The following is a 20021-nucleotide window of genomic DNA, read 5'->3' on the forward strand; positions in this document are numbered from 1 at the left end:
ATTTCGTTGTTTGTGCGCACACCGCTCGCGCCCGTATCGTGACGGTCTGCCGTGGCCTTGCGCGCGACGTATTTGCGCGCGCGACGCCGTTCATCGAATCCTTGACGCGCAACCGCGCAAGAGAGCGTGCTCATGACCCAACCCGCCCGCCAACTCCGACTCGGCGCCTACATGTCGGGGTCCGCCGTGCAAGGCGACAGCTGGCGCCATCCCGACACCGACACGGACGCCGACTCGCAATTCGCCCGTTACCGTCACTACGCACAGGAACTGGAGCGCGGCTGCTTCGACGCGCTGTTCTTCTTCGACAACCTCTTCATGTCGACGGACCCCGTCGCGCTCGCGCACAGCCCCGGCGCGCCGCGCTGGGACCCGGTCGTGCTGCTCGCCGGTCTGGCCGGCGCGACGAAACACATCGGCCTGGTCGCCTCGGTGAGCACCACCTACAGCGAGCCCTACAACGTCGCTCGCGCATTCGCGTCGCTCGATCACCTCTCGGGCGGACGCGCCGGGTGGAATCTGGTGACGTCGACGGGCGGCGGGGAGAATTTCAATCGCGACGACCACGTCGACCATGCGCTGCGCTACGAGCGCGCCAACGAGTTCTACGACGTGGTGACGGGCTTGTGGGACAGCCACGCAGACGACGCCTTCCCACGAAACAAGACGACGGGCCAATGGGCCGATCCCTCGCGAATTCACACGCTCGATCATCGCGGCAAGCACTTTCGCGTGCGCGGACCGCTCAGCGCGCCGCGCCCGGTACAGGGCTGGCCGGTGATTGCGCAGGCGGGCTCGAGCGAGGCAGGCCGGGAGCTGGCCGCGCGCGCGGGCGAACTGCTCTACACCGCCGCGCAGGACATCGAAGACGCGCGCGCCTTCTATGCCGACGTCAAGACGCGTGCGCTCAGGTACGGTCGGCGTCCCGAGCACATCGTCATCCTGCCCGGCGTTTCGCCCATCGTGGGACGCACGCAGGCCGAAGCGCAGGAAATCTACGACTCGCTGCTCGCGCATCGCGATCCGGCCGTCGTGCTGCACGCGCTGGCGAACTATGCAAGCCTCGGCATCGACCTCGGCAGCCTGCCGCTCGACGCGAAGGTGCCATTGCCCGAGCACGTGCCCGAGACGAACTCGCACAAGAGCCGTCAGAAGCTGCTGGTGGACTGGATTCGCCGTGAACAGCCGACCGTGCGCGAGCTCTACACGCGCTTTACCGCCGGGGGGCACCGCGTGCTGGTCGGCACCCCCGAGTCGATCGCCGACGACTTCCAGCACTGGTTCGAGACGGGCGCGGCCGATGGCTTCAACATCATGTTCCCGAGCGCGCCCGCAGGCATTACATCGTTCGTGGATCTGGTCGTGCCGGAGCTGCAACGGCGGGGCCTGTTCCGCACGCGCTACGAAGGCCGCACGTTGCGCGAGAACCTCGGCGTGCCGGCCGTCCCCAACCGGCACTTCGCCGCTCGCCCCACGTCACCGGCATCGTCGCCCGCCACCCCGCCGCAACCGGAGAATCAGCAGTCCCTGCAGACTCAGCCCGCACTCACGACGGCGGCGATCGCCTGACCGACTTCGGTCGTGCTCGCACGCCCGCCCATATCGCCGGTGCGCGGACCGTCCTTGATGACCTGGGTGATTGCCGCGAGGATCGCGTCGTGCGCGTCGCGCGCGCGGCCTTCGCCGTGACCGAGGAAGTCGAGCATCATCGCGGCGGTCCAGATCATGCCGATCGGGTTGGCGATGTTCTTGCCGGCGATGTCCGGCGCGGACCCATGCACCGGCTCGAACAGCGACGGGAACCTTCGCTCCGGATTCAGGTTGCCCGACGGCGCAATGCCGATCGTGCCGGTGCATGCGGGCCCCAGGTCGGAGAGAATGTCGCCGAACAGGTTCGATGCGACCACCACGTCGAAGCGATCCGGATTGAGCACGAAGCGCGCGCACAGGATGTCGATGTGCTGCTTGTCCCACGTCACGTCCGGATATTTCGCCGCCGTCTCGGCCGCGCGCTTGTCCCACCACGGCATCGAGATCGAGATGCCGTTGCTCTTCGTGGCGACCGTCACGTGCTTGCGGGCGCGCTGCTGCGCAAGATCGAAGGCGAACCTGAGCACGCGCTCCGTGCCGTGACGCGTGAACACCGACTCCTGCACGACGAACTCCCGCTCCGTGCCCTCGAACATCACTCCGCCGACCGACGAATACTCGCCCTCGGTGTTCTCGCGCACGATCAGAAAGTCGATGTCGCCCGCCGCACGGCCCGCGAGCGGCGACGGCACGCCGTCGAACAGTCGCGCCGGGCGCAGGTTGATGTACTGGTCGAATTCGCGTCGGAATTTGAGCAGCGACCCCCACAGCGAGATGTGATCGGGCACGGTCTCGGGCCAGCCCACCGCGCCGAACAGTATCGCGTCCACGCCATCGAGCTGCTGTTTCCAGTCGTCCGGCATCATCTGGCCGTGCCTGGCGTAGTAGTCGCAACTCGCCCATTCGATGTGCCGGTAGTCGAGCGCGATGCCAAAGCGGCTGGCCGCCGCGTCCAGCACGCGCAGGCCTTCGGGCATGACTTCCTTGCCGATGCCATCGCCGGGGATTACGGCAATCCGGAACGGGCGCTGCGCTGACGAGGGGGACGTGGTGGTCATGTCTGTCTCCTGATGAGGGCGGATGAGCGGCAAACCGGGCAAGCCGGTGAACTGCGCGGTTCGCACAATGTCGGTAGGTTATTCCATTGCACCGCGGATAAAATCCCACAATCGGTTAATCCACTATCCACGAATCGTGAATAAACGCCTGCCCGTCAACCCGAACCTCGACGATCTTCGCGTGTTCTGCCAGGTTGCCCGCCGCGCGAGTTTCTCCGCGGCGGCCGAGGCGCTGGGCGTCTCGCCGGCCTATGTAAGCAAGCGCGTGAGCATGCTCGAAACGGACCTGGGCACGCGCTTGCTGCATCGCTCGACGCGGCGTGTGGCAATCACGGACGCCGGGGAGCGGGTCTACGCGTGGGCGGAGAAGATTCTCGACGACGTGGACCGTCTCGTCGAAGACGTGTCGAGCACGCGTCAGGTGCCGCGCGGCACGTTGCGCGTTTCCAGCAGCTTCGGGTTCGGACGCCATGTGGTGGCGCCGGCGATGTCGCGTCTGCGCGCCCTGCACCCGCAACTGAACGTCCGTCTCGACCTGTTCGATCGCCTCGTCGACGTCGCCGCCGAGGGCTATGACCTGGAAGTGCGCATTGGCGACGACATCGCGCCGCACCTGATCGCGCGCAAGCTTGCCGACAATCATCGCGTGCTGTGCGCCTCGCCGGCGTATCTCGACGCTCACGGCACGCCGCGTCAGTTGAGCGATCTCGCCGGACACGCATGCATCGTGATCAAGGAGCGCGACCATCCGTTCGGCGTGTGGCGGCTGCAGCAGCGCGGCGAGGCGGTGTCGCTCAAGGTCACCGGCCCGCTCTCGACCAACCATGGCGAAGTGGCGGTGCAGTGGGCGCTCGACGGGCAAGGCATCGTACTTCGCTCGATGTGGGACGTGGGCGCGCTCATCGCGCGAGGGGACCTGGTACAGGTGCTGCCCGAGGTCACGCAGCCGGCGAACGTGTGGGCGGTGTACTCGTCGCGAGTGGCGTCGTCGGCCAAGGTGCGGGCCTGCGTGGAATTCCTCGCGGGGCAATTCCAGCGGCAGGCGGTGTGACCCCTTCGTCCCGCGAAGGCGGTTATTGCAGCGTGAAAGTCGCTTGCTCGACGTGCTGGGAATCGAGCCCGATCTGCACGTTGAAGTCGCCCGGCTCGGCCACGTACTGCAGCTTCGCGTTGTAGAACTTCAACAGGCTTTCGTCGATGGCGAAGTGCACCGTGCGCGCTTCGCCCGGCTCCAGGCTGACCTTCTGGAAGCCCTTGAGCTCCTTGTTCGGGCGCACGATCGATGCGGCCACGTCCTGCAAATAGAGCTGCACGACGGTCTCGCCTTCACGCTTGCCGGTGTTGCGCACGGTGACGCTGGCATCGAGCGTGCCGCCGCGCGCGAGGGTCTTCGCCGAGAGCTTCACTCTCGAGACTTCGAACGAGGTATAGCTCAGCCCGTAGCCGAACGCGTACAGAGGGCCCGAATCCTCTTCGAAATACTGCGAGGTGTAGTTCGCCGGCTTGCCCGGCGTGAACGGGCGACCGATGCGCAACTGGTTGTAGTACGTCGGGATCTGGCCGATGGAGCGCGGAAACGAAATCGGCAACTTGCCCGACGGGTTGTAGTCCCCGAACAGCACGTCGGCGATCGCGTGACCGCCTTCGGTGCCCGTGTACCACGTCTCGAGCAAGGCGTCGGCATTCGCCTGCGGCCAGTTCAGATCGAGCGGCCGGCCGTTCATCAGCACGACGACCAGCGGCTTGCCGGTCGCCTTGAGCGCCTGCAGCAGCGCGAGCTGGCTGCCGGGCAGCGAAAGGCTCGTGCGGCTCGACGCCTCGTGCGACATGCCACGCGACTCGCCCACCGCCACGATGAGCGTGTCGGCCTCGCGCGCGACCTGCACCGCTTCATCGATCATCTGCTGCGGCGTGCGCTTGTCCTGCACGACTTCCGGATTGTCCCAGTCGAGGAAGTTGAGGTATTCGACGACGCGCGGATCGTCCGTGACGTTCGCGCCGCGCGCATACGTCACCTGCGCCTGCGCCCCCAGCACGTCGCGCACGCCCTGCAGCAGCGTGACGGCCTGCGCCGACTTGCCGGCCGCCGACCAACTGCCCATGACGTCGATCCTGGCGTCGGCGAGCGGGCCGATCACGGCGACCTTGCCGGCCTTTCTGAGCGGCAGCGTGTCGTGACGGTTCTCGAGCAGCACGACCGACTTGCGCGCGGCGTCGCGTGCCGCGGCGCGGTGCAGGCGACTCTCGGCGTTTACGTCCTTCGGATCGCGCGACGCGTCGCCGATCCGGCGATAGGGATCGGCAAAGAGGCCCATGTCGTACTTCGCGCCGAGTACCTCGCGCACGGCCTCATCGATCTCGCGCATGGGGACCTCGCCCGACTTCACCAGGTCCGGCAACTGCCTGAGGTACTGCACGTCGGCCATGCTCATGTCGACGCCCGCCTCGATGGCGAGCTTCGCCGCTTCGCGGCCGTCCTTCGCCACGCCGTGGCGCATGAGTTCCTCGATCGCGCCGTGATCGCTCACCGTCACGCCCTTGAAGCCCCACTCGTCGCGCAGCAGGTCGCGCAGCAGCCACTTGTTCGACGTGGCCGGCGTGCCGTTGATCGAGTTGAGCGCGATCATCACGCCGCCCGCGCCCGCGTCGAGGCCGGCGCGATAAGGCGGCAGATAGTCCTGATACATGCGCATCGGGCTCATGTCGACTACGTTGTAATCGCGCCCGCCCTCGACCGCGCCGTACAGCGCGAAATGCTTCACGAACGCCATCAGGCTGTCCGGATTGGCGGGCGACGTGCCCTGGAAGCCCTGCACGCTTGCCCGCGCGCATTGCGAGACGAGATACGGATCTTCGCCGAAGCCTTCGGAGGTGCGGCCCCAACGCGGGTCGCGCGAGATGTCGACCATCGGCGCGAAAGTCGCGTCGATGCCGTCGGCACTCGCTTCGATGGCCGCCACGCGCGCGGCATTCTTCACCACCGACATGTCCCAGCTCGACGCAAGGCCGAGGCTGATCGGAAATACCGTGCGGTGACCGTGCACGATGTCGTATGCGAAGAAGATCGGTATCTTCAGGCGGCTTTGCCTGAAAGCGGCGTCCTGCAGCGGACGATTGTCGGCCGGCGTGACCGAATTGAACGTGCCGCCGACGCGCCCCGCGGCAATTTCCTTGATGAGCTGGGCCTGCGGCATGTCGGCGCCGATGCTGATCAGGCGCAACTGGCCGATCTTCTCGTCGAGCGTCATGCGCGCGACGAGATCATCGATGAACGCCCGTTTCGCCGCCGCCGACGGCATGGCAGCGGAGGTATTCCCGGCAACCGGGGCGTCGGCGAAGGCCGGCGCCACGACGAGACTGGCGGCAAGCGCCAATGCGCAGAACATTCTCATGACAAAGCGATCCAATGAGGCGCGACGCATGGTCACCGGCAGGTGGCGGCGTGGGCCCGGCACGTCCGGGGAGCCACGCCGCGGCCTGCACGCGCGTCGGCTTGACGATTGGTGCCGCACACGAGAGCCGTGGCCCTGTGAACGACGCGAAATGCGATACTTTGCCACAATGTGAGCTTCACGCCGCCATGCAGTCCCGGCGACGGCGTACCGTCCGGTGTCGAGCCACCGTTTTTTTGGAGAGATTCTTGGTTCTGTTTTCCTCTGCGATGTCCTGGCGCAAACGCGTTCGAGCGTTCGCCCCCGTGATCGTGGCGTGCACGGCCGTGCTGAGCGCCGCGCAAGCCCATGCCTTCTCCCTCGATGACGTCACGGCCCGCGCGAAAACGCTGGCCGACAAGCCCTACACCGCGCCGGCGAGCAATCTCACCCCCGAGTTCGCCCGGATGCAGTTCGGCGACTACATCAAGATCCAGCCGCGCCGCGAGGCGTTCGAATGGAACGATCAGCCCACGGCGTTCCGCCTGGGTTTCTATCACCAGGGCATGCAGTTCAGCACGCCGGTGAAAATCAACGAAATCGTTGGCAACGGTCCCAACGCGAAGATCGACGAGATCAAGTACGACTCGCGCCGCTTCGACTTCGGCGACCTCAAGCTCGAGCGCAGCGCCACGCACAACCTCGGCTATGCAGGCTTTCGCGTGCTCTACCCGATCAACGAACCGGGCAAGCTCGACGAAATCATGAGCGTGCTCGGCGCGAGCTACTTCCGCGTGATCGGCAAGGGACAGGTCTACGGGCTTTCCGCGCGCGGGCTGGCCATCGACACGGGGCTGCCCATCGCCGAGGAATTCCCGGCGTTCCGCGAGTTCTGGATCGAGCGGCCGGCCGCCGGCGACAAGCATCTCGTGTTCTACGCACTGCTCGATTCCAGACGCGCCACCGGCGCCTATCGCTTCGACCTCACGCCGGGCGAAGACTCGGTACTCAAGGTCGAAGCGCGCGTTTTCCTGCGCGAAAAGGTGACCAAGCTGGGCATTGCGCCGCTCACGAGCATGTTCCTGTTCGGCCCCAACCAGCAGCGCGATCCCTACAACTTCCGTCCGGCGCTGCACGATTCGAACGGCCTGGCCATTCATGCCGGCAACGGCGAGTGGATCTGGCGTCCGCTGAACAACCCGCGCAATCTCGCCATCAGCCAGTTCCAGGTAACGAACCCGCGCGGCTTCGGCCTGCTCCAGCGCGGCCGCGATTTCGCGCAGTATGAGGACCTCAAGGATCGCTACGATCTGCGCCCGAGCGCCTGGGTGGAGCCGCAGGGCGACTGGGGCAAGGGGCACATCGAGCTGGTCGAGATCCCGTCGCCCGACGAGACCAACGACAACATCGGCGCGTTCTGGACGCCGGATCAACTGCCGCCGAAGGGCCAGCCGCTCAAGGCCGACTACACGATCCGCTGGACGATGAACGAGCGCGGCATCATCGAGCGCAACCTCGCCTGGGTGAAGCAGACGCTGCGCACCGCCGGCGAGATCACGCAGGCGAACCTGATCCGCCACTTCGACGGCAGCACCGGGCTCGTGGTCGACTTCGACGGCGGTCCGCTCGCGTCGCTGCCGGCCGGCGCGCTCACGCCGCAGGTCAGCGTGAGCGAGAACGCCACCGTCATCGAGCAGACGCTGCAGCCGAACCCGGTCACGCGCGGCGTGCGCCTGAACCTGCGCGTGATGGTGAAGGACCCGTCCAAGGTGGTCGAAATGCGCGCGGCGCTCGTCTCCGGCGGCAAGGCCGTGAGCGAAACGTGGAGCTATCAGCTTCCGCCCTTCTCCGTCACCAGGCAATAAGTTGCACCTTTTCTGACCGTGCGGCGGCGTCCTGCCGCCGCATAACCCGCCTGCGTCTCATCTCGACATGGCGCCATCGACCACGATTAAACAAGTACTTACGTGCGTCGTTGTGTCATGTAAAACCCTTAGACGTGTAAATTACCCTTGCGGTCGCGCGGCATTTCGCGTTTACTTCATGCACAATATTTCATAAAAATCCGCCATTCGGTCCTCGAATCGGCGGTTGGCTGCATTGGCGTCGGCTCCGGCCGGGCCGGTGCGGTCCGGCCAGGTGCCGCTTGCGTCGGTCAAGACAAAGACTCTCCGCGTTTCGACGGAGGGCGAATCGTTATGGAGACAACGCATGCGACACATCGATGTGCATCATCTGGCCGACGAAGCGCGCTTTAACGGCTATCACGGCCGCATCCTGCTCTGGTGCGCGCTCATCATCATCTTCGACGGCTACGACCTCGCGGTGGCGGGCATCGCCCTGCCCTCGATCATGAAGGCAATGAACGTGGACGCCACGAGCGCCGGCTTCATGGTCAGCGCCGCGCTCTTCGGCATGATGTTCGGCGCGATCGTGATGGGCATGGTCGCCGACAGCATCGGCCGCCGCAAGGCCATTGCCATCTGCGTGCTGATGTTCTCGCTGTTTACCGCCGCGGCCGGGCTGACGCATGAGCCGGTCAGCTTCTCGGCGACGCGCTTTCTCGCCGGCGTGGGCATCGGCGGCGTGATGCCGATCGTGGTCGCGCAGATGACCGAATACTCGCCGCGCCGTCTGCGCGGCACGCTCGTCACCCTGATGTTCTCGGGCTACTCCGTCGGCGGCATGCTCGCCGCGCTGCTCGGCAAGGGTCTGATCGAGACCTATGGCTGGCAGTCCGTTTTCCTTGCGGCGGGATTGCCCGCGCTGCTCGTGCCGTTCGCGATGAAGGCGCTGCCCGAGTCGATGCCGTATCTCATCCGCACGGGTCGCGTCGATACGCTCAAGCAGGTGCTTGCACGCCTCGCGCCCGCCTACGCGGCGCAGCCGGGCGATCAGTTCGCGCAGGCGTCGGGCGAGCGCAAGCCGGCTGCACCGCTCTCGCGTCTGTTCCAGGACGGCCGGGGCTTCTCCACGATCATGCTGTGGGTGGCGTTCTTCATGTGCCTGTTCATGGTGTATGCACTCAGCTCGTGGCTCGCGAAGCTGATGGCCGGCGCCGGCTACAGCCTCGGCTCGGCCCTCACGTTCGTGCTCGTGCTGAACTTCGGTGCCATGCTCGGCGCCATCGGCGGCGGCTGGCTCGCCGATCGCTTCAACATCAAATACGTGCTCGTGGGCATGTACGCACTTGCGGCCGTGTCCATCACGCTGCTCGGCGTGAAAGTGCCCACGCCGACGCTCTTCGTGCTGGTCGGCCTCGCCGGTGCATCCACGATCGGCACGCAGATCGTGACATACGCCTATGCCGGTCAGTTCTATCCGATGGCCGCACGCGGCACGGGCATCGGCTGGGCCTCCGGCGTGGGTCGCAGCGGCGCGATTCTGGCGCCCATCGTCATCGGCGTGCTCGTGAGCCTACAGCTCCCGTTGCAGCAGAACTTTATGGCAATCGCCATTCCCGCCGTCATTGCGGTCGTTGCCGTGTTGCTGATCGACCACAGGAAGTCGGCCACGGTGCAGCAGCAAGCCGCGGCGCGCTCGCACGAGAACACCGCGGGATTGGCCGGGCGGGCGGGAGAACCGGCGTAGGCTCGCGCATCGACGGTGACAGAGGGTGACAGAGGGCGAAAGAGGGCGAAAGAGAGCGGGCGAAAGAGAGCGGTCGATAGCGGGACGTCGGCGGTCGTGCATGGGTGCGAAGCTCGCGCCGCTGTGCGAGAATTCGCGCCGCAGCGCGGAAGAATCGGCCCCGCTGCATTTCGGTGACGCCGCTCGTTCCGGTGCAGGGGCAAAGCCAGGACTGTCCGGTCCGGACGCGCACGCGAAAACTCATTCAACCCAAGCGCCTCTGGCGCCGATATCCAGGTATCTGTCCCAACGGACATCCTGGGGAAGACAAACATGCCGCGACTTGCCCTGCTGGGTTCCCTCGTGCTAGCTGCGGTCGGCGCCACGGCCTTGGCCACTCCCTCCGCCGCCTCCGCCGCCTCCGCCGCCTCCGCCGCCTCCGCCGCCTCCGCTTCCTCCGCCCCTTCCGGCGACACCTCCGCCGCCCGGCTCTCCACCGGCCAGACCGTCACCGGCGACGCGGTGTTTCGCGGCAGTCCCGTCGCGGCGCTCGGCGCCGACGCCCTGCGCAGCGCGCACGGCAACTTCGGCGTGAACCTCGCCGCGGGCGCGCTCAACGTGCAGTCGAACCCGATCGTGCAGGCGGCCGCCTCGCAAGTGAGCGTGGACACCCGTCAGGTGGTTCGCAGTGCCGCGGCGATTGCCGGCGCCAGCAGCGCAGCGCTCGGCGAGCGCGCGCTAATGGGGGCCTCGGGCAACATCGGCGTGAACGTGGCGGCCGGCGCCGCCAACGCGCAGGCGAACGCACTGGCGATTCACTGAGTCCGCAGCGCGGCCTTCGCGCGCCGCTCGGGCGTCGGGCGGAAAGCGGTCCTGAAGCCTGCGGGTCAGCGCGCGCCGGTGCAACAGCTGAAACCCCGGTCGGCGCCGCACGAGACGGCGTACTTACGGATTCGCCCGGCTCAGCGCACGCCGTCGAGGCACGCCGGGGACAGTGCCGCCCTGGCCCGCTGCGAGAAGTCCTGCCAGCGGCAGCTCTTGCCGTCGGGACCGGCGTTGCACTCGGGAACGGCGATCGTGATTCGCCTGGCCGGTTCGTCGAGCGAGAGCGCGCTGAGATGCCGCAACTGGTGCATCGACTGGTAAACGAACTCGACGCGCACGAACGCCTCGCCCGCCGGGTTGCGCCACAACGTGAACACCAGCGCGCCATCGGGCGGCGTATTGTCCGGCTGATCGGACAGTTGCCAGTCGAGCTTGAGCATGCCCGCGAGATTCGCGACGTTGGTGTCGTGGCCCGTGAGGACGTAGACGCGATTGCCGACAGGCAGTACCGGCCCCCGCACGGGCGCGGCCGGCGGGGCCCCCGTTTGCATCTGCGCGCGAGCGAGCGCATCGAGCACGACGGCGAGCAGCGGCGTGCCGTTCGTCGCGGCAAGATATGGCGTGCGGTTGAGCAAGTCGCGCTGCGCGTTATGGGCTTCGAGCAACCGCGCCCAGTCCTGTTCGTCGCGGATGCGTCCCCATGCGACGTCGTTCTGCGGCAGACCTTCGGCGTCTTGCAGCAGAAACACTTCGGACGCCTTCGCCGCGCTGCCCAGCCCGCCGCGCAACGCGACGCCGCTGCCATCGCTTTCCACGCGCAAGCGCGTCGGCACATCTTCGAGCTTGCATCCGCCCGATGCGCCGCAGGCGGGGCTGCGCCCGTAGTCGAGGACTTCGCCCACGCGGGCGATCGTGGCGGCATAGCGTGTGTTCAGTCCCGCAACGCCGCCGGGCGCGAGACGCGCCTCGATCGCACCGCGCGCGGCGCCTGGATCGAGCGGGCAGTCGCCGGCCGCCACCGGCTGGAACACGGCGTCGTAGGTGGTGAGATCGGCCTGGTGCGAGGTGCGCATGTCGCAGCCCGGCGCCATGCCCTGCAGCAGCGCGTTGCCCGTCTCCCGCGTGCGCTGGTCGATGTCCGCCCACCCGTAGACAGTGCCCGGTGCGGGGCACGCATTGTCGGGAAGCACGCGTCGCGCGCGCAACCAGTCGCCGTAGTACCGCCCCATGCGCTCGGCGAGCGAACCGCCCCGGGCGGTGAGATAGCCAGCCGGCACGGGCCAGCCCGGCCACGCATCGGGGCTCAGCTTGTCCAGCGGGGGATGGGCATGGGTGGGCGATCGCACGCCGTGGCGACTCACGATCACCGTGGAGACGAGCGTCCAGTCCACGGGCATGCCGTCGATACGCCCCGCCGATTCGGTCGGCTTCGCCTGTCCCGGCGACGGCGGCGTGCCCGTCGTGCATGCGCTCAGAACGCCGGCAATGGTCAGCGCGGCCAGACACGCGCGCCAACGCCCGCCATTGCCGCACGCACGCCGGGCAGCCATGGGGGAAGAAAGCGGGCGGGCAAGGCGAACGGGCTCACGCGTCATCATGCGGGTCATGGCAGGCGTCATGGCGGCAGGTCGAGTGACAGATTGACGGGGCTACAGGGCTACAGGGTGACGGGACGGCGTCGATGCCGCCCATCTTACCGTGCGTTTCCGGCATCGCCCAAACGCGTCCGGAACCGTGGCGCAAATACGTCGCGCGCAACGAACGCTCCCCGCCGCCGCACTACCGCAGCACTACCGCGACAATACCGCCGCGCCTCACCGTGCGCCTAGCGGGCCGCGCCCATCACACCGACCACGCCGTGCGTGCGGCCGATGGCGCCGAACCGCCACGACAGCCGGCGCGCCGCGGCGAGCAGCGCCTGCGCGGGCGCCGCATCGAGGGCCGTCTCGAAGCTGCCCGCCGACCCCATGAGCGCGAGCACCAGCGTCACCTCTGCCGTGTGATCGAACACCGGCACGGCGACCGTGTCGATGCCGGGCACCGGATTGCTCAACGCCGTATCGAATAGCTGCGCGCGAATGGCAGCGAGGCGATCGGCGTAGTCCGCGGGCGGCGTGGCGGCACGCCCTTCCGCGCCGAGGCCTGCCATTCTTACGGACTCCTGCGCAAGCAGGCCCTCGAGCACCGCCGCCGGCAAGAAGGCGGCAAACGTCCGGCCGATTGCCGTATTGACGAGCGAGAGCACCGTGCCGATGCGCAAGCTCACGTGCTGCGGGCGCATCGCTTCCTCCAGACGAACCACCGTCGGGCCGACCGGCCCGAGTACGGCCATCGCCGCCGACAGCCCGGTCGCCTGCGCGAGCGCCAGAATTTCGGGCTCGGCCTCACCGGTGGGAGAGAGCCGTTGCAACGCCATCAGCCCCAGTTCGAGGCTCAGCGTTCCCGCCTCGAAATTGCCGCCGGCGTCGCGCGAGAGCAGTCCGGCGCGCTGCAGGCTGACAAGATGCGGATGCGCCTTGGCCGGCGACATGCCCGCCTCGCGCGCCAGGGCGTTGAGCGGCAGCGGGCGCCCCGCCGCCGCGAGCGCCTCCAGCAGCGCGCCGGTGCTCTCGAGCGCCTGAATGCCGCGTTGCGGCTTCGCGGCCTGCCCGGTCGATGCCGCCTCGTCCGGGCTCGACGTCACGTTGCCGGCGTTCGTGCGTTGTCGCGTCGCGCTCATGCGCTCACCTCGCGATCTGCCGCGCCCGCGTCGACCTGTGCGGCGGTGGCGGCCGCCGTCGCGCGCAACGCGTTGGCGGCGGCCCCGTCCCACGCAACGTCGAGCGCCGCCGTCGGACCGATGGCCGTGAGCGCGAGGCGCAGCCGGCCGCTCGCATCGAACACCGGCGCGCACAGGCTGCTCACCGACGGACTCGGCGTGTTCACGCTGCGCGACATGCCGTGCGTGCGCGTCTCCTCGAGCAACGCCTCGAACGACGCGCGCGCCGGCGCGTCGGCCGGCATCTGCTCGTGCCAGGCCTGCGGCCATTGCGTCTGGGGCGTGAACGCGCAAAAGGCGCGTCCGGTCGAGGTGGTCGTGAGCGACATGACCGACCCCACGTGCAGATTCACATGCAGCGGGAACGCCGCGCGCTCGAAATACACGACGAGCGGCCCCTGCGGCGCCAACGTACTGAGCGCCACGCAGAAGCCGGTCTCGCGCGCGAACGCAACCGCGCGCGGCACCGCCGCCCGATATGCGGGGTCGTTCTCCAGATGCAGGAGGGCGAGTCGCAACGCCATGGGCCCCGGCGCGTAGTCGCCCGACATCGGGTCGCGCTTGAGCAGGCCGAGCCGCGTGAGGCTTACCAGATAAGGATGCGCCTGCGCGGGGGGCAGCCCGGCGAGTGCGGCGAGGTCGCCCGGCCCCAGCGGCCGGCGCGCCTGCGCCAGCGCCTGCAACACGCGTGCGGCGACGTCCACGCTCTGCACGCCGCGCGAGGCGCGCTGCGGACTCGCGTCGGAGGCGCCGTCCATCGGAATTCGGTTCATGCCGTCATGGGGGGAGCCCCCAAAAGAAAATGGCCTAGATTCTAAACAAGTCGGCGATCCGAACCCTCCGGGCGATTTTTCCGGGGGTTTACCCGCGTCCAAGTACGCACGGATCGCACACGCCGTCACATTAGCAAATAACAATAAGATTTGTCATTGACAAATATTTAACGGCTTTCGTAAGATGCCCTCATCAAGCAGCACCTTCCCCGCAGACGAGACAAGAGAGAGACAAGCATGGCCAAAGCATTCGCTTCGCAAGCCGACCTGGAAGCCAAGAAGGTCACCTTCACCCAACTGTCGGAAAACGCCTGGGCGTACACCGCCGAGGGCGATCCGAACTCGGGCGTCATCATTGGCGACGACGGCGTGATGATCGTCGACACCACGGCCACGCCGGCCATGGCGCAGGACCTGATCGCCAAGATCCGCACGATCACGGACAAACCCATCAAGTATGTGGTCCTTTCGCACTATCACGCCGTGCGCGTGCTCGGCGCCTCTGCCTATTTCGCCGAGGGCGCGCAGCAGATCATTGCGAGCCGCGGCACCTACGAGATGATCGTCGAGCGCGGCGAGGCGGACATGAAGTCGGAGATCGAGCGTTTCCCGCGCCTGTTCGCCGGGGTCGAGACCGTGCCGGGCCTGACCTGGCCGACGCTCGTGTTCGAGAAGGAAATCACGCTTTTCCTCGGCAAGCTCGAAGTGAAGATCGCGCACCTCGGCTCGGGTCACACGAAGGGCGACACGGTGGTGTGGCTGCCGTCGCAGAAGGTGCTGTTCTCGGGCGACCTCGTCGAGTACGACGCCGCCTGCTACACCGGCGACGCGCAGCTCGCCGAATGGCCCGCCACGCTCGACGCCCTTGCGGCGCTCGGCCCCGAGAAGCTCGTGCCGGGTCGGGGGCCTGCGCTCACCACGCCGGAGGAGGTTGCCAAGGGTCTCGCATACACGAAGGACTTCGTGACGACGCTGTTCGAAGCCGGCAAGCAGGCCGTCGCGCAGAAGCTCGACCTGAAGGGCGCAATGGCGCTCACGCGCAGCAAGATGGACCCGAAGTTCGGCCATGTGTTCATCTACGAGCACTGCCTGCCATTCGACGTGACGCGCGCGTTCGACGAAGCGAGCGGCATTACGCATCCGCGTATCTGGACGGCGCAGCGCGACAAGGAAATGTGGGCCGCGCTGCAGGACTGATCGCCGGTCCCCGGCATCCGCCGGCAGAAAGGGGGGCAGAAGGCCGGCAGGAAGGAAGCGGAAGGGGACAGGAAGCGGCGCGCGCAAAGGACCGCGCGCCGTCGGCAAGCCAGGCAAGACATTAGAAAGCAGAAAGTAGAAGGCGGCCTGCGCTGGCGCGACGACGCGCCGGCGATAGGCCGACGATGGAGACATTGCATGAGCAGCATCGATTACCAGCGCCTCACGTTCGATTACCGGCCATGCGCCGAGCAGTCCGGCGGCCACGCAAGCGCCACACATCCGGTCATCGTCGTCGGGGCCGGCCCGGTCGGCCTCGCCACGGCCATCGATCTCGCGCAACAGGGTGTGCCCGTGATCGTGCTCGACGACGACTGCACGCTCTCGACGGGCTCGCGTGCGATCTGCTTCGCCAAGCGCACGCTCGACATCTTCGACCGGCTCGGCTGTGGCGAGCGCATGGTGCAAAAAGGCGTGTGCTGGAACGTTGGCCGCGTATTCCTGCGCGATCAGGAGGTCTACAACTTCGATCTGCTGCCCGAGCCCGGACACCACCGCCCGGCGTTCATCAACCTTCAGCAGTATTACGTCGAAGGGTATCTGTTCGAGCGCGCGCAGCAGTTGCCCAACATCGAGATCCGCTGGAAGAACAAGGTCGTCGGGCTCGTGCAGCAGGGCACGCCCGGATCGGCCGATGCGAGCGTCACGCTTACGGTGCAGACGCCCGACGGCGAATACCGGACGAGCGCACGCTACGTCGTCGCGTGCGACGGTTCGCGCAGCCCCGTGCGCAAGCTCATTGGCGTGGACAGCCACGGCCGCACGTTCAAGGACCGGTTTCTCATCGCCGATGTGAAGATGACGGCAGACTTCCCGGCCGAGCGCTGGTTCTGGTTCGACCCGCCGTTCCATCCGAACCAGTCGGTGCTGCTCCATCGTCAGCCGGACGACGTGTGGCGCATCGACTTCCAACTGGGCTGGGATGCCGACCCGGTGGCCGAGAAGGCGCCGGAGCGCGTGATTCCGCGCGTGCAGGCGTTGCTGGGCCCCGACGCGAAGTTCACGCTGGAGTGGGTGAGCGTCTACACGTTCTCATGCCTGCGCATGGACGAGTTCCGCCACGGGCACGTACTGTTTGCCGGCGACTCTGCGCACGGCGTGTCGCCGTTCGGCGCGCGCGGCGCGAACAGCGGTGTGCAGGACGCCGAGAACCTGGCGTGGAAACTCGCGCTCGTGCTCGCCGGCCGCGCCCCCGATGCACTGCTCGACACCTACGCACGCGAGCGCGAATTCGCCGCCGACGAGAATATCCGCAACTCCACGCGCTCGACCGATTTCATCACGCCGAAAAGCGCGGTCTCGCGCGTGTTCCGCGACGCGGTGCTGACACTGGCCCGCGACCATGCGTTCGCGCGGCAACTGGTCAACAGCGGACGATTGTCGGTGCCGGCCGTGCTGCACGCGTCCACGCTGAATACACCCGATCGCGACGCGTTCGCCGGCCGCATGGTGCCGGGCGCCGCGTGCGTCGATGCGCCGCTCTCTCGCGAGGGGCAGGACGGCTGGCTGCTGCCCCGGCTGGGCGGCCGCTTCGTGGCGCTGGTCTTCGGCACGCCGGCGTCGCTCGACGCGAGCGCGCTGGCCGCACTCGACGCGCTCGCTAACGACGACGTGCCGGTCGTGCCGGTGTTCGTGACGCCGGACGCTCACGCGGACGACGGCGCACACGGCGAGCGCAACGTGTGGCACGACGTGCAGGGACTGGCCGCGCAACGCTACGACGCCGCGCCGGGCACCGTGTACCTCGTCCGTCCGGACCAGCACGTATGCGCGCGCTGGCGCACGATCGACGGTGCGGCCATTGCCGCCGCACGCGAGCGCGCCCTCGGCCGCACGGCCCCGGAAGCGGCGCCAATGCCATGCGCCGCATAGCGCGCGCGAACACCGCTCACGGCATCGAACAGGCAGGAGACATTCAAATGACACTCGACACGCAAGCGCGGCTCACGCGACCGGACGACTTCTACGAAGCGTTGATCGACATGCACCGCGATCTGAACGACGCGCAGAGTCAGGCCGCCAACGCGCAGCTGATTCTGTTGCTCGCCAACCAGATCGGCGATCACGACACGCTGCTCTGCGCGATTCGCCTGGCGCGAGCCGGCGCGCTGGGTACACCGGCGCACTGAACCGCATCGCGGCGAAACCCGGGCGCAGCCGGGGAAAAAGCGGGGCGTCCGGCCAGCGGCGCCTCGCCTACACGACCACCATCTGCGAGATCTTCCGCGCGGCCTGCTGCAGCGGCCCCAGGAACTTCGCTTCCATCTCGGCGGCAGACGTGCGATTGGCCTGTCCGCTCACGTTCATCGCCGCAATGACCTGCCCGGCGCGGTTGCGAATCGGCGCGGCGATCGAAATCAGTCCTTCCTCGAGTTCCTGATCCACGAGCGCCCAGCCCTGCGAGCGCACAGCGCGAATGCGCTCGCGCAGCACATCAACGTCCGTCACCGTGCGGTCGGTATGCGCGCGGATGTCGGCGCGGCCAAGCGCGGCGTCGAGTTCGTCGTCGGGCAGCGCGGCGAGCATCACGCGGCCCATCGACGTGCACCACGCCGGCAGGCGGCTGCCGATGGACAGGTTGATGGACATCACCTTGCGTACCGGCACGCGAAGCACGTAGACGATGTCGTCGCCGTCGAGCACGGAGGCGGAACTGCTCTCCTGCACCTGCTGGACCAGCGCTTCCATGAACGGCTCGGCCAGATTCCACAGCGGCATCGACGTCAGATAGGAGAAGCCGAGATCGAGAATGCGCGGCGTGAGACGGAACAACCGCCCTTCGCTGCGCACGTAGCCGAGCGATTCGAGTGTGAGCAGAATGCGGCGCGCGCCCGCGCGCGTGAGGCCGGAGGCCTGCGCGACTTCGGAGAGCGTCTGCGCCGGACGCGCGGCATTGAACGCCTTGACCACCGCCAGTCCACGCGCGAACGACTGGACATAGGAGTCGCCCGGCTTCTTGTCGGTCGGTTCGCTGGCGTCGTTCGGCACTGGAGTCATGTGTGGCTTCTTCGAGAACTTCGTTGAACGGGACGCCGGACAGCGCTCCCGTACCGCTGCGGCCATCCGGGCGCGGCGACATCGGCGGCGCGAACGGCAAGCGTAATGGATTTGCGCTGTCTGTTCCACCGCGCGGCACACGGCAAGCCCCGCACAACGCCCTCGCGCCCTCGCATCCTCGCATCCTCGCATCCTCGCATCCTCGCGCCGGGCGGGCGCGCGAGGTATGGCGAGGCCACTGGGGCCGGCGTCGCTTGACGGCCGACACCCCGAGGGTTACGCTGACTGCTGTTGTTCTCATAGCGAATATTTGTTCGCATAAAGAACATTGTGAACCGGACGATGCCGCCTGACAAGACGCCATCGCCGGGAGACAGCCAACAGGGGGCGCTCGGCCGCGAGCCTTTCGCCCGATGGAGATGCCCAGGAGGCACGTGTGATCAACAAGATTTACGATTCGCTCGCCAACGCGGTCGCCGACGTCCACGACGGCGCGACGGTCATGATTGGCGGCTTCGGCAACGCCGGCATGCCCTCGGCGCTCATCGACGCGCTGATCGATCAGGGCGCGCGCGAGCTGACCATCGTCAACAACAACGCCGGCAACGGCGAGACGGGCCTGGCCGCGCTGCTCAAGGCGGGCCGCGTGCGCAAGATCATCTGCTCGTTCCCGCGTCAGACGGACTCGCAGGTGTTCGACGCGCTCTATCGCGCGGGCAAGATCGAGCTGGAACTGGTGCCGCAGGGCAACCTTGCCGAGCGCATTCGCGCCGCGGGCGCCGGCATCGGCGGCTTCTTCACCCCGACGGGCTACGGCACGCTGCTCGCCGAAGGCAAGGAAACGCGCGTGATCGACGGCAAGCCGTATGTGCTCGAATCGCCGATTCACGCCGACTTCGCGCTGATCAAGGCTCTCAAGGGCGACCGCTGGGGCAATCTCGTGTATCGCAAGACCGCCCGCAACTTCGGCCCGATCATGGCCACCGCGGCGAAGTGCGCCATCGCGCAGGTGAGCGAGGTCGTCGAGCTGGGCGATCTCGATCCGGAAGCCGTGGTCACACCGGGCATCTTTGTCCAACGCATCGTTGCGGTGCCTGGCGCCGCGCGCGCCTGAGCCCCATCCGAACCGGAGCACTCCATGAGCAATGTGAACCGACTGACCCGCGACCAGATGGCCGCCCGCGTCGCCCGGGACATTCCCGACGGCGCCTACGTGAACCTCGGTATCGGCCTGCCCACGGCCGTCGCCAATCATCTGCCCGCCGATCGCGAGATCATTCTCCAGAGCGAGAACGGTGTGATCGGCATGGGCCCGGCCCCGGCCAAGGGCGAGGAGGACGAAGACCTCATCAACGCGGGCAAGCAGCCCGTCACGCTCAAGCCCGGCGGCGCGTTCTTCCACCATGCCGACTCGTTCGCGATGATGCGCGGCGGTCACCTCGACTTCTGCGTGCTGGGCGCGTTTCAGGTCTCCGTCACCGGCGACCTTGCCAACTGGCACACGGGCGCCCCCGATGCGATTCCGGCCGTGGGCGGCGCCATGGACCTCGCGAGCGGGGCGAAGCAGGTGTTCGTGATGATGGAGCATCTCACCAAACAGGGGGAGAGCAAGATCGTGGACAAGTGCACGTATCCGCTCACCGGCGTGGGCTGCGTCACGCGCATCTACACGGACCTCGCCGTGCTCGACGTGACCCCCGAGGGCCTGCGTGTCGTCGATAGGGTCGACGGCCTCACGTTCGACGAGCTGCAGCGACTCACCGGTGTCGCGCTGCTGCCCTCGCCGGCCATTGCCTGACACGCGACCGAAACGCCACAGAAC

The 20021-nt window shown here is 67.4% G+C and carries 16 protein-coding genes; 10 read left to right on the forward strand and 6 right to left on the reverse strand.

Annotation, left to right across the window (positions count from 1 at the left end):
* Positions 1-132: 132 nt before the first annotated feature.
* On the forward strand, positions 133-1569 hold the full coding sequence (locus CDN36_RS17690; RefSeq protein ID WP_287497453.1) for an LLM class flavin-dependent oxidoreductase: 1437 nt from the start codon (positions 133-135) through the stop codon (positions 1567-1569).
* Here the strand turns inward: CDN36_RS17690 and CDN36_RS17695 are convergent.
* Positions 1536-2648 (reverse strand): tartrate dehydrogenase, encoded by a 1113-nt coding sequence (locus tag CDN36_RS17695; RefSeq protein ID WP_287497454.1) that lies wholly within the window; start codon positions 2646-2648, stop codon positions 1536-1538. The two genes, CDN36_RS17690 and CDN36_RS17695, sit on opposite strands and share 34 nt — an antisense overlap.
* Before the next feature lie 148 nt (positions 2649-2796).
* Here CDN36_RS17695 and CDN36_RS17700 point away from each other — a divergent pair, with 148 nt between their 5' ends.
* Positions 2797-3699, forward strand: a complete 903-nt coding sequence (locus CDN36_RS17700; RefSeq protein ID WP_287497476.1) for a LysR family transcriptional regulator — start codon at positions 2797-2799, stop codon at positions 3697-3699.
* Positions 3700-3721: 22 nt separating this feature from the next.
* Here the strand turns inward: CDN36_RS17700 and bglX are convergent, their stop codons facing one another.
* Positions 3722-6034 (reverse strand): beta-glucosidase BglX, encoded by a 2313-nt coding sequence (bglX, locus tag CDN36_RS17705; RefSeq protein ID WP_287497477.1) that lies wholly within the window; start codon positions 6032-6034, stop codon positions 3722-3724.
* Between the two features lie 275 nt (positions 6035-6309).
* Between bglX and CDN36_RS17710 the strand changes: the two genes are divergently transcribed.
* From CDN36_RS17710 to CDN36_RS17720, 3 genes are all read left to right on the forward strand, one after another.
* Positions 6310-7884 carry a glucan biosynthesis protein G gene (locus CDN36_RS17710; RefSeq protein ID WP_150554145.1) on the forward strand — a complete coding sequence of 525 codons (1575 nt, stop codon included), beginning with the start codon at positions 6310-6312 and terminating at the stop codon, positions 7882-7884.
* 346 nt (positions 7885-8230) lie between these two features.
* On the forward strand, positions 8231-9610 hold the full coding sequence (locus CDN36_RS17715) for an MFS transporter (protein WP_287497455.1): 1380 nt from the start codon (positions 8231-8233) through the stop codon (positions 9608-9610).
* Between the two features lie 312 nt (positions 9611-9922).
* Positions 9923-10411: a FapB/FapC family functional amyloid domain-containing protein gene (locus CDN36_RS17720; RefSeq protein ID WP_287497456.1), complete on the forward strand. Its 489-nt coding sequence runs from the start codon at positions 9923-9925 to the stop codon at positions 10409-10411.
* Positions 10412-10551: 140 nt separating this feature from the next.
* Here the strand turns inward: CDN36_RS17720 and CDN36_RS17725 are convergent, their stop codons facing one another.
* From CDN36_RS17725 to CDN36_RS17735, 3 genes are all read right to left on the reverse strand, one after another.
* Positions 10552-12021: a histidine-type phosphatase gene (locus CDN36_RS17725; protein ID WP_287497457.1), complete on the reverse strand. Its 1470-nt coding sequence runs from the start codon at positions 12019-12021 to the stop codon at positions 10552-10554.
* Positions 12022-12239: 218 nt separating this feature from the next.
* The gene (locus CDN36_RS17730; protein ID WP_241013726.1) at positions 12240-13133 is read right to left on the reverse strand and encodes an IclR family transcriptional regulator; all 894 of its coding nucleotides are present in this window, start codon (positions 13131-13133) and stop codon (positions 12240-12242) included.
* On the reverse strand, positions 13130-13945 hold the full coding sequence (locus CDN36_RS17735; RefSeq protein WP_287497458.1) for an IclR family transcriptional regulator: 816 nt from the start codon (positions 13943-13945) through the stop codon (positions 13130-13132). The genes CDN36_RS17730 and CDN36_RS17735 overlap by 4 nt, the downstream gene beginning before the upstream one ends.
* Before the next feature lie 237 nt (positions 13946-14182).
* Here CDN36_RS17735 and CDN36_RS17740 point away from each other — a divergent pair, with 237 nt between their 5' ends.
* The 3 genes from CDN36_RS17740 (at position 14183) to CDN36_RS17750 (ending at position 17331) form a co-directional block, all read left to right on the forward strand.
* The gene (locus CDN36_RS17740; protein WP_150553718.1) at positions 14183-15142 is read left to right on the forward strand and encodes an MBL fold metallo-hydrolase; all 960 of its coding nucleotides are present in this window, start codon (positions 14183-14185) and stop codon (positions 15140-15142) included.
* A 198-nt stretch (positions 15143-15340) separates the two neighbouring features.
* Positions 15341-17074: an FAD-dependent oxidoreductase gene (locus CDN36_RS17745; RefSeq protein ID WP_150553719.1), complete on the forward strand. Its 1734-nt coding sequence runs from the start codon at positions 15341-15343 to the stop codon at positions 17072-17074.
* Between the two features lie 47 nt (positions 17075-17121).
* Positions 17122-17331, forward strand: a complete 210-nt coding sequence (locus CDN36_RS17750) for a DUF2783 domain-containing protein (protein WP_150553720.1) — start codon at positions 17122-17124, stop codon at positions 17329-17331.
* A 67-nt stretch (positions 17332-17398) separates the two neighbouring features.
* On the opposite strand, the gene CDN36_RS17755 is transcribed toward CDN36_RS17750, so the two are convergent.
* Positions 17399-18199 carry an IclR family transcriptional regulator gene (locus CDN36_RS17755; RefSeq protein ID WP_150553721.1) on the reverse strand — a complete coding sequence of 267 codons (801 nt, stop codon included), beginning with the start codon at positions 18197-18199 and terminating at the stop codon, positions 17399-17401.
* Positions 18200-18635: 436 nt separating this feature from the next.
* Here CDN36_RS17755 and CDN36_RS17760 point away from each other — a divergent pair, with 436 nt between their 5' ends.
* Both CDN36_RS17760 and CDN36_RS17765 read left to right on the forward strand, forming a co-directional pair.
* The gene (locus CDN36_RS17760) at positions 18636-19313 is read left to right on the forward strand and encodes a 3-oxoacid CoA-transferase subunit A (protein WP_150553722.1); all 678 of its coding nucleotides are present in this window, start codon (positions 18636-18638) and stop codon (positions 19311-19313) included.
* A 33-nt stretch (positions 19314-19346) separates the two neighbouring features.
* Positions 19347-19997, forward strand: a complete 651-nt coding sequence (locus CDN36_RS17765) for a CoA transferase subunit B (RefSeq protein WP_150554148.1) — start codon at positions 19347-19349, stop codon at positions 19995-19997.
* Positions 19998-20021: the final 24 nt, after the last annotated feature.

The sequence above is a fragment of the Pandoraea sp. CB10b_02 genome (genome assembly GCF_002216225.1).
Classification (GTDB): Bacteria; Pseudomonadota; Gammaproteobacteria; order Burkholderiales; family Burkholderiaceae; genus Pandoraea; species Pandoraea nosoerga.

Bases quoted from the DNA above. Each gene is read 5' to 3' on its own strand.
- CDN36_RS17715 (WP_287497455.1), top strand. From the start codon at position 8,231: ATGCGACACATCGATGTGCATCATCTGGCCGACGAAGCGCGCTTTAAC.
- CDN36_RS17690 (WP_287497453.1), top strand. From the start codon at position 133: ATGACCCAACCCGCCCGCCAACTCCGACTCGGCGCCTACATGTCGGGG.
- CDN36_RS17720 (WP_287497456.1), top strand. From the start codon at position 9,923: ATGCCGCGACTTGCCCTGCTGGGTTCCCTCGTGCTAGCTGCGGTCGGC.
- bglX (WP_287497477.1), bottom strand. From the start codon at position 6,034: ATGTTCTGCGCATTGGCGCTTGCCGCCAGTCTCGTCGTGGCGCCGGCC.
- CDN36_RS17755 (WP_150553721.1), bottom strand. From the start codon at position 18,199: ATGACTCCAGTGCCGAACGACGCCAGCGAACCGACCGACAAGAAGCCG.
- CDN36_RS17730 (WP_241013726.1), bottom strand. From the start codon at position 13,133: ATGAGCGCGACGCGACAACGCACGAACGCCGGCAACGTGACGTCGAGC.
- CDN36_RS17740 (WP_150553718.1), top strand. From the start codon at position 14,183: ATGGCCAAAGCATTCGCTTCGCAAGCCGACCTGGAAGCCAAGAAGGTC.
- CDN36_RS17735 (WP_287497458.1), bottom strand. From the start codon at position 13,945: ATGAACCGAATTCCGATGGACGGCGCCTCCGACGCGAGTCCGCAGCGC.
- CDN36_RS17750 (WP_150553720.1), top strand. From the start codon at position 17,122: ATGACACTCGACACGCAAGCGCGGCTCACGCGACCGGACGACTTCTAC.
- CDN36_RS17710 (WP_150554145.1), top strand. From the start codon at position 6,310: ATGTCCTGGCGCAAACGCGTTCGAGCGTTCGCCCCCGTGATCGTGGCG.
- CDN36_RS17695 (WP_287497454.1), bottom strand. From the start codon at position 2,648: ATGACCACCACGTCCCCCTCGTCAGCGCAGCGCCCGTTCCGGATTGCC.
- CDN36_RS17725 (WP_287497457.1), bottom strand. From the start codon at position 12,021: ATGACCCGCATGATGACGCGTGAGCCCGTTCGCCTTGCCCGCCCGCTT.
- CDN36_RS17745 (WP_150553719.1), top strand. From the start codon at position 15,341: ATGAGCAGCATCGATTACCAGCGCCTCACGTTCGATTACCGGCCATGC.